This is a genomic window from Treponema phagedenis, assembly GCF_008153345.1.
GTDB lineage: Bacteria > Spirochaetota > Spirochaetia > Treponematales > Treponemataceae > Treponema > Treponema phagedenis.
This window is the reverse complement of sequence record NZ_CP042818.1, coordinates 2,588,582-2,606,279: the sequence shown is the minus strand read 5'-3', so window position 1 is coordinate 2,606,279 and position 17,698 is coordinate 2,588,582. Positions and strand designations below refer to the sequence as shown.

The 17,698-nt window shown below is 38.0% G+C and carries 14 protein-coding genes and 1 pseudogene; 4 read left to right on the top strand and 11 right to left on the bottom strand.

Annotated elements, in window-relative coordinates; all coding sequences use genetic code 11:
- Positions 1 to 353: 353 nt before the first annotated feature.
- The 3 genes from FUT79_RS11445 to FUT79_RS11435 form a co-directional block, all read right to left on the bottom strand.
- Complete coding sequence (locus tag FUT79_RS11445; protein ID WP_024753234.1) at positions 354 to 1,010, bottom strand: hypothetical protein; 657 nt, start codon at positions 1,008 to 1,010, stop codon at positions 354 to 356.
- 235 nt (positions 1,011 to 1,245) lie between these two features.
- Entirely contained in the window at positions 1,246 to 2,088 is an 843-nt protein-coding gene (locus tag FUT79_RS11440) for a hypothetical protein (protein ID WP_024753235.1), read from the bottom strand.
- Between the two features lie 108 nt (positions 2,089 to 2,196).
- Positions 2,197 to 4,002 (bottom strand): hypothetical protein, encoded by a 1,806-nt coding sequence (locus tag FUT79_RS11435; protein WP_052335779.1) that lies wholly within the window; start codon positions 4,000 to 4,002, stop codon positions 2,197 to 2,199.
- 359 nt (positions 4,003 to 4,361) lie between these two features.
- On the opposite strand from FUT79_RS11435, the gene FUT79_RS11430 reads away from it, so the two are divergent.
- Entirely contained in the window at positions 4,362 to 4,712 is a 351-nt protein-coding gene (locus FUT79_RS11430) for an ABC transporter transmembrane domain-containing protein (RefSeq protein WP_024753236.1), read from the top strand.
- Between the two features lie 708 nt (positions 4,713 to 5,420).
- Here the strand turns inward: FUT79_RS11430 and FUT79_RS11420 are convergent.
- The 5 genes from FUT79_RS11420 to FUT79_RS11400 form a co-directional block, all read right to left on the bottom strand.
- Positions 5,421 to 6,620, bottom strand: coding sequence for a leucine-rich repeat domain-containing protein (locus tag FUT79_RS11420; RefSeq protein ID WP_148889688.1), 1,200 nt, complete (start codon positions 6,618 to 6,620; stop codon positions 5,421 to 5,423).
- Positions 6,621 to 6,778: 158 nt separating this feature from the next.
- Complete coding sequence (locus tag FUT79_RS11415) at positions 6,779 to 7,648, bottom strand: Rpn family recombination-promoting nuclease/putative transposase (RefSeq protein ID WP_148889687.1); 870 nt, start codon at positions 7,646 to 7,648, stop codon at positions 6,779 to 6,781.
- Positions 7,649 to 7,804: 156 nt separating this feature from the next.
- Positions 7,805 to 8,623: a hypothetical protein gene (locus FUT79_RS15165; RefSeq protein WP_187426844.1), complete on the bottom strand. Its 819-nt coding sequence runs from the start codon at positions 8,621 to 8,623 to the stop codon at positions 7,805 to 7,807.
- Positions 8,624 to 8,785: 162 nt separating this feature from the next.
- Positions 8,786 to 9,106 (bottom strand): hypothetical protein, encoded by a 321-nt coding sequence (locus FUT79_RS11405; RefSeq protein WP_148889686.1) that lies wholly within the window; start codon positions 9,104 to 9,106, stop codon positions 8,786 to 8,788.
- Positions 9,107 to 9,603: 497 nt separating this feature from the next.
- Positions 9,604 to 10,257 (bottom strand): hypothetical protein, encoded by a 654-nt coding sequence (locus FUT79_RS11400; protein ID WP_148879094.1) that lies wholly within the window; start codon positions 10,255 to 10,257, stop codon positions 9,604 to 9,606.
- Positions 10,258 to 10,657: 400 nt separating this feature from the next.
- Between FUT79_RS11400 and FUT79_RS11395 the strand changes: the two are divergent.
- Positions 10,658 to 11,578, top strand: a pseudogene (locus tag FUT79_RS11395) (ABC transporter ATP-binding protein); the annotation flags it as partial.
- Positions 11,579 to 12,346: 768 nt separating this feature from the next.
- Here FUT79_RS11395 and FUT79_RS11390 read toward each other — a convergent pair.
- The gene (locus FUT79_RS11390) at positions 12,347 to 12,736 is read right to left on the bottom strand and encodes a pilus assembly PilX N-terminal domain-containing protein (protein WP_044634390.1); all 390 of its coding nucleotides are present in this window, start codon (positions 12,734 to 12,736) and stop codon (positions 12,347 to 12,349) included.
- A 161-nt stretch (positions 12,737 to 12,897) separates the two neighbouring features.
- On the opposite strand from FUT79_RS11390, the gene FUT79_RS11385 reads away from it, so the two are divergent.
- Complete coding sequence (locus FUT79_RS11385; RefSeq protein WP_044634389.1) at positions 12,898 to 13,152, top strand: hypothetical protein; 255 nt, start codon at positions 12,898 to 12,900, stop codon at positions 13,150 to 13,152.
- Between the two features lie 158 nt (positions 13,153 to 13,310).
- Here FUT79_RS11385 and FUT79_RS11380 read toward each other — a convergent pair whose 3' ends face one another.
- Together FUT79_RS11380 and FUT79_RS11375 are read right to left on the bottom strand one after the other, a co-directional pair.
- Positions 13,311 to 15,482 (bottom strand): methyl-accepting chemotaxis protein, encoded by a 2,172-nt coding sequence (locus FUT79_RS11380; RefSeq protein ID WP_148889685.1) that lies wholly within the window; start codon positions 15,480 to 15,482, stop codon positions 13,311 to 13,313.
- 799 nt (positions 15,483 to 16,281) lie between these two features.
- Positions 16,282 to 16,734, bottom strand: coding sequence for a hypothetical protein (locus tag FUT79_RS11375; RefSeq protein ID WP_044634388.1), 453 nt, complete (start codon positions 16,732 to 16,734; stop codon positions 16,282 to 16,284).
- Between the two features lie 801 nt (positions 16,735 to 17,535).
- On the opposite strand from FUT79_RS11375, the gene FUT79_RS15610 reads away from it, so the two are divergent.
- On the top strand, positions 17,536 to 17,673 hold the full coding sequence (locus FUT79_RS15610) for a hypothetical protein (RefSeq protein ID WP_244951089.1): 138 nt from the start codon (positions 17,536 to 17,538) through the stop codon (positions 17,671 to 17,673).
- Positions 17,674 to 17,698: the final 25 nt, after the last annotated feature.

Genomic DNA, 17,698 nt, shown 5'->3' with positions numbered 1-17,698 from the left:
GCATAGAATAAGTGCTATTAAAATTATCAGTGTAATTATTAAAATCCTATAAATCTTTTTTTTCATTTGACAAAACTCCTAAAATGTGATATAATGGAGCAGGCTCTAAAATAAGAGCCTGCAATCTACTTGTTTATCGAGCAAGTAGTTTAATGATTATTTCTAGCAATTTATCGATGACTGCCAAAATACCAGCGATAAATTGCTAGAACCAGAGCCGTCTTTTCCGACGGCTTTTTCTTTTTACGCTTATGCATAAAATATCCTTCCCTTAAGATGATTATATTATATCATAAGCGTTATATTTTGTCAAGTACTTTTGTGAAAAAAGTTAAAAACTTTTTGTTGTTGTGCTAATCCTTAATTAAGTACCATAAACGAACGGTATAGTTAACCGGACGAACTTCATTCGCTATTGGCATGCCGCCATAAGAGAGCCTGAATTCTGTAGCCTCTATCAAATAAAGTTCTTTATAATTATTTATTAATGTTTCATTGACAGGAGTGACAATGCCGTTATCAGGATCCTCAACCCTCTTTCTCTCTTGAAAAACGCCGCTGTTTCCTGCGTTTCCTTCTCTCCCTTTTACACCCGCAAAACCGCCGCGGTTCCCGTGAAATCCTAGCCAACCTTGTGCATCAGGTATGCCGCCTGCCTGCACTCCTCCATTAAATCCGTTTGCATTTCCGCCTTCTGCTCGAAAGAACGCGCCGCCATAGTTCGCTTTTTCCCAATGGTATCCATCGAAAGAAAAAAGTGTTCCGGGCTCAGGTTTTCCCGGGAATTGTACGTAGGGGGTATTTTGAAAAAATAAAATAAAAAGATTTTCTGCGCTCGGTATCACGCTTACTTTTGAATCGATTTCTTTTTTTAATGTATGCAAATTAACTAAGTCGTCATTTTCCGTTGCGTTAGCAGCCTTGAGTGTGCCGGTATCAGTTCGCAAAGCAATCGACTGAGGCGTCGCGTCGGGGCTTATGCTGTTTTGAAAACCGCCCGCTTGTTCCAATGTTTTTATTCTGTTGTCTTGCGCCGCTTGACTTGCGTCGACTTCCGCCTTTGTGTAGTAGTCGGTAACCTTTGTATCGGTGTAGCCTTTCGCACTTGTAAGCGTTGTAGCGTCTCCTGCCGTTATCGTGTCGGTTATTGTGTTTACGATATTTGCGTTGCCGTGGAGGGCTTCGGCTATTTCGTAGATTGTGTCGAGTGTTTCGGGGGCGGCGCCTACGAGGTCGCTAAACGCTTTATCCAGCTGTTTTTTTGTTTACGGCTTCCGTTTCAAGCGTTGCTTCGCCCGTCGTCAAGTTGCCGTCTTTATTTCTGATAGCGTTATGGTGCGGCTTTAGGTCGTTGACATGGGTTTCAAGCCGTGTTGCCAGTTGCTCCTCATAGTCGGAGGCGTTGGGGTCAAGCCCTTCGGAAAAGTCGTCTTTTGTCAAGACGGCTTCGTTCGCCTGCAAAACATGATAAATCGTTCGGGCGCTTTCCGTTATTTTGTTTTGCGTCGCGTTGTCTTGCTCCCGCTGTTTTTCATTGAGCACATTCAAGTTTACAAGGTCGTTTCCTTCCGTTGCATTCGCCGCCTGCAAAGTACCGGCGCTTGTTCGCAATGCAAGCGAGTTCGGGTTAACATATTTACTAGCGCCGTGCGGCTCGGTGTCTACTTTGTGGTTCGCGAGCTCTTTTTTGTTCGCTTCCAGCTTATCGTTTAATGCGTTCACGTCATTAGAGATTGCGTCGGCGGCGTCATATATTTCATTGATAATTTCCGCCGTTACAAAATCTCCGCAAACTTTATAATCAATATAAACTTGTGAAATGCTTTTGTACACAGTAATTCGCGTCCAGCAATTCTTATTTGTTATTTCCGTTGCGATGGTGTCTTCGTTTTCAAAATCAAAATCAATACCGCGCCGTAATTTTTGTCTTTTTTCTGCATCGGCGTAAATAAAAAAATCTTCTTCAAAAAAAATACTATGTGCCAGCTTTTGCGGAACGCCTTGTATCACGTTGACCACTTCTCCGGTAACTTTATTTTCAGGCGCACGTCCTGTTTCATCTTTGTTCATTAATCTTGTGTAACTCATAAATTCTCCTTGCAAAAAAAATTATATAAATGTTGTTTGTGTACCGTCCTGCACCGGACGGTCGGCTAAAACAAACCCGCCGAACACGCGGCAGTCCCTATTGTGTTTTTACGTTTCTCGTAACGTTATTTTTTGCGTTAAATATCCTGCGTACTCCAAACCTATTTCGTCAACGATGCCTTGACTGTAGTTCGGGTAGCGCAACTTCTTAAAACCTAAAAAGTCATAAAGCTGTATGCGCGGGTCGCTCCACGTTTCATCAGAAAGCGCGCCGTTTAATTCTTTGTAATACTTCATTGCAGTTTTCAAAATCTCTTCCGCGCTTTTTTTATCACTGACGCCGTCGACCGAAATGTTCTTTACAATTTCGCCGTTTATTTTTATGTTCTCTTCGTTGCGCGCTTGTATCGTTATTTTCTGTTCGCTCTTTTTGAGCCGCACGCCGTATACGTTTACCGTGAGCGTCTGTGGAACGGCGGAATAGTTCCACGCTTTGACGGTAACGCCTTTTTCGGTGCGCGTCATATAAAATTCGAAAAAGCCGCGTACAAAATAATTGCCTACTTCAATGCGGTCTACTTGTATATCGCCCGTTGTTTCAACGGAAAATATTTCCGGCTTATTCGGTATGTTGCGCCGCTCTATTTCCGCCGCGTCGTTTTGGTTTTCCGGCTGGAACTCAAGCTCTGCGCCTCGTATATATTCGTCCGCGTGCGAGTAAACGGGAAAGTCTTGGCTGTCAATAATTGTACTTGCCGGTTTTTCTTTTACACAAATAAAAATCGTGCACTGGTCGGTATCATCGCGCTTTTCATAGTTCCATAGTTTAACCGTTACGCTTTCGAGTGCGCCTTTGTCGTTTTTCTTTGTTTCAACTTTATACTCAAAACTCCGATATAAAAAGTCATCGCTTATTTCTATGTGGTGAAAGTTTTTCGGCAGTTCTCCTGCATAAAAAGTTTTTTGATACGATACGGGTTTATTTTTTTCAGGAATAAAAACGTCGTTTATGTATTCGGTGAGTGGCATTGTCTCCCAGTTTTTCGGTTGCTGTATTATATCCTTATTATAAAACAATACTTTTTTATCTTTTATAAAAATACCGTTTTCATATTCGTATGTTGAGTAACTTAAATTGATAACGTTCGGAATAAGGCTTTGTGTTTTTGTTGCGTTTGTTTCTTTGAACTCATTCAATGCAAAATAGCGCTGCGGGTAGCGAAGTGTTGCGTGTTTATTTTTCAAAAGCGTTGCGACAAAAATATTTCCGCGCGTTGTACAAAAGACATTCGTGTTGCTGCACAATTGGTTGAGAACTTTTGCGACCGTACCGTTCAGCGGCAATAATGAATACGTTATATTTTTTAATGTCGGGTCAATACCGAGCGGCTCAAGCCCTAACTTCAGCGCAACTGTTTTAAATACTTCATACGCGCTTTTGTTTTCAATAATGCCTAAACTGATTTCTTTGTCTTTTTGACTTCCGATAAAATCCGTACCTTTAATTGTCGCCTTTGCTTCGCTTAATTTACTTGAAAAATCGGTTACGCTAAAAACGCCTAAATCAAGCACAAAACGATTTTGCATTTTATCTTGTTGCATTGAAAGCACAACTGAAAATGTCGCGGTCGTTGTAAGATAGTTTACGATTTTAGATTTGGGATTTTCCTTGTCAAAGATACGGTCGATATTTGAAAGCGTTAAATCAATGGTGTTAAAATAAAGCCGTCCTATTGAGCCTTCTTTGTTTTCGCTTTTTTTCTGTTGATATTTTATTTTAACGATTTGACTTTCGTCGAGCGCGTATTCAAAGCCTGCAAAAAACGAAACAACCCAAATGCGTTTATTCGGCGTCGCTTTTGTTATGTGTAGCTCAAGGTGTGTTGCGTTTTTGCATTCAATCGGAAGTTGCAAAAAATTTTTTGTGTTGTTTTCTATTTTATATGTTTTTACCGGCGTGCCGGTTTGATTGTTTGCATATACTTTTGTGGTAAATATGAATGAAAATAATTTAGAAAAAAATACGCTCGGCTTAAGTGGATCACAAGTTAAAGATATGGTGCATAAACTTTTAGAAAAATATAAATAAATATATTAGCCTCACTTTAAAAGTTTTATAAGCGCGATTATCCTCGATGAGTACAAGGTAATTTTCCAAGCAAGGTAATAAATAAAAAATACTGCAATTTTAGAAATTAAAATTTGAAAGGATTAGAAGCCTAACAATACCAGTAGATTGTATCTACTGTAGACAATGTTGGCAGAATGCTACTTTGGCTCTGCCTAATTTTTTTGCAGTTGCTATTGTAACGCCGATAATGATGTTTGCGGTGATGTTTTTTGTAGATTGGCGTCTTGGCATACTTTTGGTTATTCTTACGATTATCTCGATTGCGTGTATGTTTGGAATGTACGGCGATATGACTTTTATGGAAAAGTACGCAAAAGCCCTCGAAAAAATGAATTCGGAAGCGGTCGAATATGTGCGTGGAATGCAAGTAATAAAAATTTTTAATGCGTCGGTTGCTTCGTATAAATCTTTTTATAATGCAATTTCCGATTACAAGGACTGTGTTTTTAAGTATACGATGTCGTGCCGTGTGCCGTATAATTTGTTTTTTTAAGGCTTCCAAGTTTGTTTTATACTGCTCGGGAAATTTTTTAAACTCCTTTGCCATTCGCTCTATTCCTGCAGGACATAAAAAAGCGGGCGTGTTTTTCCCTTGTTTTCCTAGTGAAGGAATTGATTCATCAAAGAGTTCTATGTTTACATCAACATCAAACAGTGTTTTTACCGCCTTTTGCGAAAGCTGAATAAAATACGGAATGGAGTGTTAAGCATAAAATGAAAAGGCAAAACTTTTGCTGTGCAAATAGAAGCTAAATTATTGACGCTCAAACGGATTAGATAAGGTGAGCTTAAAAAAATAAAAATCTAAAATTTTTATGCACAAAAACGACTTGCTTTCTTGCGCACTTAAGACAAGAGTAAAATTCAGTTGTCGTTTTGTGTTGGGAAAAACGCTCCGCTTAAAGAAAATACTTAGTGTTGAGAAAATTTTGCATATTGAATAAAACACAATAGGCATCTTGAAAAACTTAAAATTCCAAAAATTGTTTTTATGCACAAATGTGGCTTGCGTTCCTTCGTACTCAAGAGAAGAGTAAAAAAACCAAACACTTCAAAAAAGCCTTTCCTTTTGGGCTTTTAGAGGACATTCCCCGCAAAAATAAAGCGACTTTTCCGTACCAAGCTTTGCTTGATACGGAAAAGTTCCAATACCCCGATTGCTAAAACGTCAATCGGGGTAAGTTTAAGTTTTATTTACCTCCTAATTCCTTTTCCAGTATTTATCTTTATATGTGGTTGTTAACAAATCAGCGGCTTTTGCTGTATCATCTAAGCCGCTTGACGATATATCTGCATGCTTGTTTTTATAGTTCTGGTCATCATACACCGCCCAGCCATTTCTATTAGTAAAGGTAACAGAAGTAAGCTTGCTACAACCTTCGAAAGCATAGTGCCCAATCGAAGTAAGCCCATCAGGCAAGGTGATGCTCGTAAGCCCGCTACAATCATAGAAAGCACCGTTTCCAATCGAGGTAAGTTTTGTACATGCAGAAAGGTCGATGCTTGTAAGCCCGCTACAACCAGAGAAAGTATCGTACTCAATCGAGGTAAGCCCGTCAGGCAAGGTGATGCTCGTAAGCCCGCTACAACCAGCGAAAGTATTGTACTCAATCGAGGTAAGCCCGTCAGGCAAGGTGATGCTCGTAAGCCCGCTACAACCAGCGAAAGTATTGTACTCAATCGAGGTAAGCTTTGTGCATGCAGAAAGGTCGATGCTTGTAAGCCCGCTACAATCATAGAAAGCACCCCACTCAATCGAGGTAAGCTTTGTGCATGCAGAAAGGTCGATGCTCGTAAGCCCGCTACAATCAACGAAAGCACCAATTCCAATCGATGTAAGCCCGTCAGGCAAGGTGAGGCTTGTAAGCCCGCTACAACCAGAGAAAGCACCACTCCTGTCTCCACCATTAATCTTCGTAACACCTTCGGGTATAATTATTTTGCCACGAGGTTTTTCACCGAGATAGCCTTTATACTCATCAATTGCAGTACCATTTTCCACAAGATTAAACTTTGCATAATTGGTAACGGCGTAAATAGTAGTATTCGTGGTAAACTTATAGTCGTCGCTTAAAAGCGTGCCATTTTCATTTCCGAGACGCCATTGGTAAATGTGGTAGTCGCCATTATTCCAACCGTAACTCAATTTTACTTTTTCTTCAATAGAGGTTTTTACATCTTTCCATTTTTGTCCCTTTATTGCCGTTTGAGCTGGAAGGCTTGTATTATCTATTCTTTCATCACCGGATATCTTAATTTGAATTCCACTGGGAGAATCTTTTTTCTCCTCAGCTTTCTGAACATTGCCAGGTACTTCTGGGGTGTCAGTTGGCCTTGGACAAGATACAACAATCAATGCTGTTGCCAATATGGCAAAGCTAATAAAACGTAACTTTTTCATACGAAATCCTCCTGTAATAAAAAGTTACTATCTATTATATATATATATATATATCAAGTGGTTTTTAAAAAAAAGTCGGACTTTTTTTTTATTTTTTTTGTTTTAAGATTTGCAAAAAACCAAGGTTTAACCGTTCATTAGTTTTTCGTTTTTTTGTTTTATAAAGCTTCGATTTCGTCTGTGCTTAAGCCGGTAAGTATAGATATTTGATCTACCGAAAGCCCCATCTTTAGAGCGTTTTTCGCTGTTTCTATTGCTTTTTGATAAGACCCTTTTTCTAAACCGATTGCTTCACCTTTTTCTAAGCCAATTGCTTCTGCTTCGGCTCTTTGTACAGCAATATCCATATCATAATCATATTCCCATTTTAGCATATTTTTCACCTCCATTATATTTTCCTCTAAATAGCCCTTGAGTACACCTAATTCAAGGCACTCATCAATTGCTTTATCAAAACCTTTTTCATTTACCATTTTAACTAAAAAAGCATAATCTTTCAAGATTGGCGACTTTTCTAAAATTTTATGCCCTTTGTCGTAATTAATATTTATAACCTTAACAACAAGGTCTATCGAAAACTCGTCGCTACCCTCGATAAAAAAATCTGAAAGCTGAAGCTTGCTTTCCAAAGGAAAATTTTCTTTGCCGTTATAAAAAACAAAAAATACAGGCTTTGGAAATTTTTTCATTTTTCTTGCAAACCAATTCGGAGCTTTTAGAACTTTTTGAATCGTGAGTATAAGGTAAACCAAAACTCGTAGAATAATTAATTCTGAAATAGTCGACTGGTGTTCAATAAAAACGAAGAGCTTTCCTTCGACCAAGTATGCAAGGTCATTGATGACGGTCGAATAAAAAGGTGTGCCAAGCCTAACGTTTTCCAGAGCCTTCGTGTCGGTTAAATTTTCATTAAAAAGGGCATTGTACAATTCTAAAAAATGCTTTTTTCCTTGTACGCCTTTTCCAAATAAATGAGTAAACACATTGTCCTTGTAGGCTCTCTTTGGGCTTGGGGTTAGTTTTTTCATAGGCGGTTTCCTCCTTGAATTTAAATAAAGCGACTTTTCTTTTCTTACTCTTGATCAGTTATCCATAAAAATTTAAAATCCCATATTCCCAGTAAAATAAAAAACCGTCTACACATAAAGCATAGACGGTTTTTTTGGTGCTAAAAGGTTTTAGAGCTATTCTAGCACAAAGCGTTTTTTAAGATCTTCTTCACTGGCACCCTTTTTAATTGGCTTATCAGCTTCTTTGTCCACAATTTTGACGCCGAATTGTTCAAAATCCTCCTGCGCTAGTTCAACCCAACGACTAACTTCGTCAGCAGGCATTTCTTCCTCTTCCGCTATTTCACAAAGCTCGCCAATAAACACATGAAGCACATCTTCTTTTGAATATTTCTCTAGCACAAAGCGTTTTTTAAGATCTTCTTCACTGGCACCCTTTTTAATTGGCTTATCAGCTTCTTTGTCCACAATTTTGACGCCGAATTGTTCAAAATCCTCCTGCGCTAGTTCAACCCAACGACTAACTTCATCAGCAGGCATTTCTTCCTCTTCCGCTGTTTCACAAAGCTCGCCAATAAACTCATGAAGCTCTTCTTCTTTTGGATCTTTCTCCTCTGGTTTTTTCTCCTCAGCTTTTGGATCTTTCACCTCTGGTTTTTTCTCCTCAGCTTTTGGATCTTTCTCCTCTGGTTTTTTCTCCTCAGCTTTTGGATCTTTCACCTCTGGTTTTTTCTCCTCAGCTTTTGGATCTTTCACCTCTGGTTTTTTCTCCTCAGCTTTTGGATCTTTCACCTCTGGTTTTTTCTCCTCAGCTTTTGGATCTTTCACCTCTGGTTTTTTCTCCTCAGCTTTTGGATCTTTCACCTCTGGTTTTTTCTCCTCAGCTTTCTGAACATTGCCAGGTTCTTTTGTGGGGTTAGCTGGACCTTGGCAAGATACAACAATCAATGCTGTTGCCAATATGGCAAAGCTAATAAAACGTAACTTTTTCATACGAAATCCTCCTGTAATAAAAAGTTACTATCTATTATATATATATATATATTTATGTCAAGTGGTTTTTAAAAAAAAGTCGGACTTTTTTTTTATTTTTTTTGTTTTAAGATTTGCAAAAAACCAAGGTTTAACCGTTCATTAGTTTTTCGTTTTTTTGTTTTATAAAGCTTCGATTTCTTCGATGCTTAAGCCGGTACCTTGTGCAATTTGTTCCAGTGGTAAGCCCATGTCCTTAAATGCTTTCGCTGTTTCGAGCTTGTTTTGATGAGCACCTTCCACTTTTGCGGTAAGCTTAAAATCAGCCTTTTCGACGCCTTCAGGTACATCTACGCTAAAGCTCACAGCAAATTTTTCCGGTTCTGGTATAGGTTTTTGCTGATTTTGAACCTCCGTGGTTTGCATACATCCAAATAGCGTCGCCAGCAACGCTAAACCAAGAACAAGCATTATTCTGCTTGTTTTCAAAAATGCTTTTTTCATAATAAAGCTCCTTTATAAAAATATTCTTGCGTTTTTAAAACGCAAAAAGCCCAAAGACGTCTTTTTACAAAAACAACTTTGAGCTTTAAAACCAAAATAAAAACAGCAAAAAATGAGCACCAATTCAAAAATGCTGATTTCTCGCTCTTTTGTAAAATATATGTTAAATCGAAATTGTATCGATAAACTTTTATCGTGTGTGTGTGTGGGGGGGGGGAATTAGGCTATTTATTTGAGCAGAAAATATTGGGCATGTCCTCTGCCTTTTTGTAAAAAATGCTTTTCTTGCAATGCAAAAATAAAATACATTTACAACCATATTATTCGCCTAAACCCTTAAATATAATTGTATAGAAAAATAAGTTTTGTCAAGCCATAAATAATCCCGCAAATTTTGAGCTGATAAGCTCAAAATTTGGTAGATTGGAAAAACAGGTTTGGCAGACTTATTATTAAATGTTACAACATTTTTTTAAGAGCTTAAAAGAATCCTGGTTTTAAAGAGACGGAATGTTTTTACTGTTATTTCCGTTCAGATACTCTTTAACATATGCAACGAAATAATCGAAAGCAGTAGCATCGCCTTCAACTGTAAATCGTGCTTTAAGTTGCTCTCTAGTAGTGTCCTTCTTGATTGGTTGACCAGGCGTACTGTCTACAAGTTTAAGATCTAAGCCCAGCTTTTCGATGGCCTTCGCACCATCTGGAACGGCAGGAATATCGTCAAATTTTAGCGCTTCTAGAGCAGCTTTAATGAACTTTGTCAAAAAAGAATCGGCTAACTTAGGGTTATTGGTAAATTTAAATCGTTCTTTAAGTTGATTTGGAGTAATCTCCTTAGTGACTGGGGTGTCAGAGCTGCTGTCTGTAACTTTTACGCCTAAGCCTTCGAACATTTGATTGATTTTATCAACTACCGTTTTCACATCCTCAGTGGAGAGGTCTTTCGTTCCGCCTAGTGGTGTATTTCCATCAGGGGATGTGTTACCGCTTTCACCTGGAGCTGGAGCTGGTTGTGGAGCTGGTGTTGGTGTTGGTTGAACCTTACCACCAGTGTTTTCAGATGCTTTTGGGGTGCCACTTGTCCCAGGGCAAGATACAATCAATGCTATTGCCACTATGGCAAAGCCAAGAAAACGTAACTTTTTCATAAAAAATCCTCCTGTAATAAAAAGTTACTATCTATTATATATATATATATATATGTCAAGTGGTTTTTGGTGAAAATTGTCAACGCAATTTAAAAATGTCCTATATTTCTGCAATGTAAAAATGTCCTATTTTCTAGGCATTCAGTTTTACGTCGGATGCTTTCTCCTTCTTATTTTTACTGATTTCTACATAGCGAAAGTTCCTTGTTGTTCCAAATTATTTTTATCGTTCCGTCTAGGAGCGTTCGCACTATGACCTTTGTTCGCGGGCGTGGCAAACCAGTCTCTCGTAAAATCTGAAATTTTCGCCTCTCGTACTGAACGACATAATCATTACTAATGCTCCGCTCTTTTTCATAACAGAAAATTTCCCGTAAATCCTCATCGCTTGCAGAAGGTGCGTGTGATTTTCTTTGTGTGTTTTGAAGGAATACTTTTAATTACGTTGTATAAACTGATGTATGTAGGCATGAATCACGGTTTGGCAAAAATGGCTGTAGATAAACTTGAAGATTTATTTACAAAAATGGAGGCAAAAAAGGTAAGTTTTGGAACTGAAGAAAATTTTGCTCATTATAATATCGAGTTTAAAAATGTAAGTTTCAAATACGAAAAAGATTTTGTATTAAAAGATTTAAGTTTTACCCTTGATGCCGGAAAAACTTACGCTTTTGTTGGTTCGTCGGGTGGCGGCAAGTCGACAATTGCAAAATTAATTTCGGGCTTTTATTCACTTGACGGTGGTGAAATTTTAATTGGCGAAAAACCTTTAAGCCACTATTCCGAAAAAGCTTTAACTGCGAAAATCGGTTTTGTGTTTCAAAATGCAAAACTTTTTAATAAAATGAGCCTTTATGAAAATGTGCATCTTGCAAAACCTTCTGCCAGCCGTGCGGAGGTAATGGACGCTTTTGAAAAAGCACAATGCAATGATATTTTAGAAAAGTTTCCCGAAAAAGAAAATACGATTATCGGAACTACGGGCGTGCACTTATCAGGTGGTGAAATTCAGCGAATTGCGATTGCGCGGGTAATGTTAAAAAATCCTGAAATAATTATTTTAGATGAAGCAAGTGCCGCCGCCGACCCGGAAAATGAATACGAAATTCAAAAAGCTTTTTCAAATCTTATGAAAGGCAAAACGGTAATTATGATTGCTCATCGATTGAGTAGCATTGTAAATGTTGATGAGATTTTAGTTGTAGAAGATGGTCAAATTATTGAACGCGGAAGCCACGCCGAACTTATGGCGGGCGAAACAAAATACCGCCATTTTCAAGACCTTTACGCAAAGGCTAATGATTGGAGGATTAAAGAATGAAAAAAGTACATGCTTTAACAGAACGTGGACGAAAAGGTTTAATAAAATCGAGTATTGGCACCTTTTTTAAAAATGTCGCGAACGTATTGCCGGTGATGCTCGTCTTTTATTTTTTGCAGCAAGTTTTGGTAAATAATACTTGGCACGCAGCGTATGTATACATTATAGCGCTTGCGATTATTGGTGTAATAATGTATATAATTATAAATACTGCTTATGTTTCTCAGTACACTGAAACGTATCGAGAATCAAAAAACTTGCGTGTGGATATTGCAAATATTTTAAAAGATTTGCCCCTTTCGTATTTTTCTCGCTACGATATTGCCGACCTTTCACAAACGAAAGCCTCCAACCGCTTTTCAGTGCCGATTTTTTTTTGCTCATGCGATTTATTATACATATTTTGCATGTTTATGCTAGTAAAAATTTCGCAACAACCATTTCCGTATGGACGGATACATGTGGATTGCTTCGCTCACGCTCGTAATATCCGGGGATATACAGAGATTAGCCGATGCTCGTTCAATGCGAAACTTTTGCCTAAAGCGTCGTTTGACGTTCTTATCGAGTACTTACCCAAAGCTAATAAAGACTTAACGTCTTATTGCAAATTTATAAGCGTTAGTTTACAATTCAATCTATCGGATGGGTAAATTATGGTATCTTATTTAAAAAGATATAAAAACGCATTTGATTTTCTCCTTAAATTTTATCACTCTGATGCTATTTCACTAGAAAAAAGCATCAGAATAATAAAGATAAACAATGTTAGCGAATCTTTTTTCCCTGAATTTTTCCTGCTGTTACGCCAAAACCACCTATCATTTTACCTTCGACTTTCTTAGTATTTTTATCGATTGTCCCTTTGTACTTTGGTTGAAGTATACCTTTTGGTTTAACATAAAATTTACCATTTGAATCAATAGTACCGGTTGCAGTAGCTTTATTAACGGTAAAGATAAATTCTCCGTTTTGTTTTGCTTCAGCTGTCCATGTGAACACTTCCATATTTGTAATTGGATGTATGATGCTTCCGGAATAAAAACCGACATATTCATTGGAAATAGGTCCTTTAGGTGTAGTTGCACATCCAACCAATGTAAATACAGCCATCAAAACTGTTGCTACAATCAGAGCAACTCCAAAAAACTTTTTCATAAAAAATCCTCCTCGCGATTTCTAATAAAGTTGCAATATTCTAAAAAAAAAACGATTTATGTCAAGCGTTCGCATTGCCTCACGTTAAATCTAACCGAAATAAAAACGGTTCATCACATAAAAATCTAACCCAAATATAATAAGCCTTGCGAGGCTAAACTATGGGATTGGATATGAGAACAAAAAAGATACTTTTGGAAGAAACGGCAAAACGCTATTGTTGGGCATCAAAAAAAGAAAAGACAAAAATTATTGATGAGTTCACTGCAACGACCGGCTACAACAGAAAATACGCAATTCATGTGCTTAAAAATAAAGCCGTGTTGCATACGAGTGCTTTCAACAATGTAAAAAAGGTTTCAGTTAAAATAATCAATAAGCCTCGAAAAAAAAGAACGGTTAATTTCGGCAAGTAGATATCTTGCCTCATTAACCGGTCGAGTTTTAAAAAACTTTGGAGCTTGTTCGTTTTTCAAAACATCGCATTATTAAAGTGCCGTTTCTCGTTACACTTGCGAAACGGCGGAATTCATCAAGCCTCACAAACTGATGTTTGTTCGTTTGCTTAATTTGTTTAAACCTTAAACTTGCCGACTTCGTTGTTGAGCGAGTCGATGGCGTTTTTGTTTTGGTGTGCCATTTCCTGAACTTCCTGCACGGCGTTGTTTATCTGCACGACACCACTTGCCATTTCGTTCATACTGTCGGTTATCATTCTGGTGAGTTCGTCAAGTTTTTGCATTTCTTTTGCAATCGTGCGTCCGCCAGAAAGCATTTCCGTCGAACCACCTTTTACCTCGCTCGTAACTTCGCTGATAGTTTTTATAGTTTGCAACACTTCTTTGTTACCGCGATCTTGTTCCTGCATTGCGGCTGCCACAACTTCTTCACGCTCTGCAATCTTGCTAGAAACCTGATAAACGCGATTAAAAATTTCCTCCGTCGCTTTTCCAGCCTTTGTCATTTCTACAATAATCGCAATAGTTTCCTTAATCATCGCACCAATTTGCTTTCCTTGATTGTTCGACTCTTCGGCGAGCTTTCGGATTTCATCCGCAACGACCGCAAAACCCTTTCCACTGTCGCCCGCGTGAGCCGCCTCAATCGCAGCATTCATTGCGAGCAAGTTGGTTTGGCTTGCGATGTTTTGAATGACGTTTGCAGCTTCACCTAAAGCATCAGAACGTTCCGACATTTGTTTTACAAAATTATTTGCGTCAACGGCTCCGTTTCGACCTGCCATAATCTGCTCCGCCAAATCGCCCATCGCTTGGTTGTTTTCATTTAGCGACTCTGTAATCGAAGCAATGTTCGCGACCATTTCTTCAATAGAAGCGGACGACTGCGTTACGCTCGTTGCTTGGCTTTCGATGCTTGCGTTTAGCTGTTCAATCGTACGGATAATTTCTTCCATCGTTGCAGACGTTTCGGTAACGCTCGCAGACTGATTTATCACTTGTTGCTTTACGCCTTCGATATTGCTACTGATTTGGTTGACGGCACTTGCGGTTTCGGTCATATTACTCGAAAGATTTGTGCCAAGCTCATGCATCGCAACGGCATTGACACCAACCTTTTTGGTCATAGCTCTGATTTTTTCCATTGTCTTATTAAAATAAGCCGCCATTTGTGTCAGCTCGTCATTTCCTTGCACAGGTAAACGAACCGTCAAATCACCTTCGCCTTCGGCAATATTCTTCAAAGCGTCGACTGTTCGGTTAAGCGGTTTTGTAATTGACTGTGCAATAAAAAAGATTACACAAAAAGCAGCAATCAGAACCGCAATATCAATAAATAATAGTTTTATTCGCAAACTATACAAAGGTGCTTGAAGTTCCTTTACATCTTGCGTAATAACAACCGTCCAACCTGTTTGCTTCATTTTTGCAAATCCACCAACTCGGTCAATTCCATTGTACTTAAAGTTTATCAAACCCGATTCTTCTGAAATAGCTTTACTCATAGCGGTAGCAAGGCTTTTCAAGCTTGGATCGCTTTTTGCTTCCTCGATTCTGTTAACTCGTTTTGTTACAAAAGTCAAATCGTTATTTGCAATATGCGTACCATTTTTGTCTAAAATAAAGATTTCGCTTGTTTTTCCTTCAAGGTTAAAGTCGGGCAAACTATCCATACTCAAAAACCGACCATCTATTTCTAGCTGAAACGCTCCAAAAAAATTACCATTAATATCAAAAACAGGAACACAGATAACGGAAATCAATTCATTATTGACTTTGGAAATGAATGGAGTGGAAAAATATGTGTTCCTTCCACCTTTAGATTCAATAAACCAATCTTGTTTTGACACATCAACTACATCGCCATTTGCAAGGTACAGACGACCTTGTGCGTCAACTATCCAATGTTTGATATTTTCACCTTGTGCCTTTGTGAAACCTTCAAGTCTCTGAGCTTTTTTCAAGTAACTTATATCAGGGTCTTGCAATGTATCCGAAAGTGCAAGCCCACTAGCATATTCCCACCATTCACGCATATGGGAATCAAAAAGCTTTGCAGCATTGGCGGTCGCATCAGTGAGACTTCTTTTGAGGTCATCAGTTATCATTCTTTTGGTTGTTCGATCTACGATTGTAGCTAGAAACATAATGCTCAAAAGTATCAAAGCCCCAATAAAAAGAAAGATGCGGACGCGAATGGACGAAATTTTCTTTTTTCGCCTCATCATTGTAACCTCACTTTTTCGGGGGGGGGGGGGGGGGGGGGGGATAATACTAATTTTTTCCATCTTCGTCAAGTCCTTTTTTTATGATATTTTGCCGACTATTATATACATTTTTTTTATTTTAGTCAAGTGTTGATTAAAAAAAAGTATAATTAGTTTTTTGAAGTTTATTACCCAAAAAAATAAACCATAGTTTTCGGTCGCACATTCGTGCGCCTAGTTGTGTCAAACCGAAGCTCACATTGAAAATACGTACTTCGTATTTGAAAATACAGACTTGAGGCTTATCACTTTTTAAGAAAATGCATTAGCGTACTTATACTTCGCTTCGCTTATTTGTAAGCTCAATTGTTTTAAGTGTTATTTATATATGTGTCTTAAAAGTTAATTGTGAGAATACCATTAGCGTATTTTATGGAATTGATTTGCGAAATATGACCTATGCTCTGTTCTCCTGTCATAGTAGTAGCATTGAGGTAGCCTTTAAAAAATTGCAAAATGCTCTGTTAAAGGCATCTCGACGACACGACCGGCAAAAAACCTCAATCAGCTTATCCCGATACGCACTTTTTTCGACTGGGATGAACGAAAACCAGGATTTTTGGAGCTTGACACTGAGAGCACATTGTGGAACAAGTACTTCAGGTGAATATATTAGGTTATCTCTAAAAACTAAAAATTTTAAAAGTTTTTAGAGATAACGCGGAGTTTTTTGTCCCTCAGATTAGGGACAAAAAACGTCCTATTTTTAGCGTCTAATTTAATATTTTTACATAACCACTATTTTTACATTTTATCTTTTCATACATAAAACCATTACCAAGCCTAACATTTAGTTAGACTTGGTAACTTCAAACCTACACTACAACTTCTTTTTTAGCTTTATGATATACGTTATTTTTGATTCTTTCGGTTCTGATGATATGACATAGTTTTCCCCTAAAGGTTTCATCGTAAACACTTCATAACCAATCGATGTACCATCAATCATAAACCAAAACTCATTCATCTTTTTTTTCCAGGAATTTTCTATTTCCTTTATCTTCCGCATAGAACGAGCATAGCCTAACTCATATTGTATTCGAAAACCACCATCTTTGTATATCGGCATACCATTTTCATCACACTTATCGGTATATATACGGCCATTTGAATTCAATTTGAGTAAACTAACTTCATTTTCTGTAAATCTAGTACCATCCTCTTTTTCGATGTAAACACTTATAACGAAAGGTACATTCACTATCCCGCCAGCACACGAAAATATACTAAAACAAATCAAAGCCCCAAAAAGTAATGCTAAATTTTTTTTCATAAACTTATCCTCCTCATATGAATAAACTTGCGGATATTAAATTATCCTACGGTAAAATTGTACCATGCTTTTTCTTATTTGTCAGCCCTCGCATTGCCTCACGTTAAATCTAACCGAAATAAAAACGGTTCATCACATAAAAATCTAACCCAAATATAATAAGCCTTGCGAGGCTAAACTATGGGATTGGATATGAGAACAAAAAAGATACTTTTGGAAGAAACGGCAAAACGGTGGGGCGAAATTTTCACTGGTCATTGAACAAGCACGGGCAATGGTCTTGACACTTTTCCCGATCAATGGCACAATATTGCAATGACTGGAATATTTGCAGCAACAAGCAACAAGCAACAAGCAACAAGCAACAAGCAACAAGCAACAAGCAACAAGCAACAAGCAACAAGCAACAAGCAACAAGCAACAAGATTATGAAAATTTAATTTTTTTTATCAAATCCCTACCGTCCGATCTGGACAATTTTCTTATATTTATTTTTTGTTTGCTTTTAATCAATATCCCAAAAAACTTTTTCAAAATAATCAATAAAAATAATAAGCTCTATCATCTCCTGATAGACTCAATGGTGTATAGTATTCTTGTATATAAAATTTTGGTATCTCCATTTCCGCGGTCTATATACAAAGCCGATTCGACGCGGTGTGCAATGGCGGAAGTGAATACAAATATGTTTTTAGGAGGCGTCTTATGTCACAGATGCTAAACAGAGGAAAAGAGCTGATACGGATCAGCCCCAAGGATTCAAAGAAACTTGAGTACTCAACGAATGATGGGCGTTCATGAATGACTCGTTATTCCAGCAGTTCCAGTCAAGGTGCGTTTCAGGATTTAACCGACAACGGAAAAGAAATCCTTGCAACGACAGAAAAGGGCTTGTTCTATTCCACCAATGACGGCAGAAGTTGGATGAGAAGGAACTAAAAGATTTGCGGCGGGGAAACCTGCC

Coding starts and splice junctions, on each gene's coding strand:
- FUT79_RS11440 (WP_024753235.1), bottom strand. CDS start 2,088: ATGAGTTACACAAGATTAATGAACAAAGATGAAACAGGACGTGCGCCT.
- FUT79_RS11420 (WP_148889688.1), bottom strand. CDS start 6,620: ATGAAAAAGTTACGTTTTATTAGCTTTGCCATATTGGCAACAGCATTG.
- FUT79_RS11415 (WP_148889687.1), bottom strand. CDS start 7,648: ATGAAAAAACTAACCCCAAGCCCAAAGAGAGCCTACAAGGACAATGTG.
- FUT79_RS15165 (WP_187426844.1), bottom strand. CDS start 8,623: ATGAAAAAGTTACGTTTTATTAGCTTTGCCATATTGGCAACAGCATTG.
- FUT79_RS11405 (WP_148889686.1), bottom strand. CDS start 9,106: ATGAAAAAAGCATTTTTGAAAACAAGCAGAATAATGCTTGTTCTTGGT.
- FUT79_RS11400 (WP_148879094.1), bottom strand. CDS start 10,257: ATGAAAAAGTTACGTTTTCTTGGCTTTGCCATAGTGGCAATAGCATTG.
- FUT79_RS11390 (WP_044634390.1), bottom strand. CDS start 12,736: ATGAAAAAGTTTTTTGGAGTTGCTCTGATTGTAGCAACAGTTTTGATG.
- FUT79_RS11385 (WP_044634389.1), top strand. CDS start 12,898: ATGGGATTGGATATGAGAACAAAAAAGATACTTTTGGAAGAAACGGCA.
- FUT79_RS11380 (WP_148889685.1), bottom strand. CDS start 15,482: ATGGAAAAAATTAGTATTATCCCCCCCCCCCCCCCCCCCCCCCGAAAA.
- FUT79_RS11375 (WP_044634388.1), bottom strand. CDS start 16,734: ATGAAAAAAAATTTAGCATTACTTTTTGGGGCTTTGATTTGTTTTAGT.
- FUT79_RS15610 (WP_244951089.1), top strand. CDS start 17,536: ATGACTCGTTATTCCAGCAGTTCCAGTCAAGGTGCGTTTCAGGATTTA.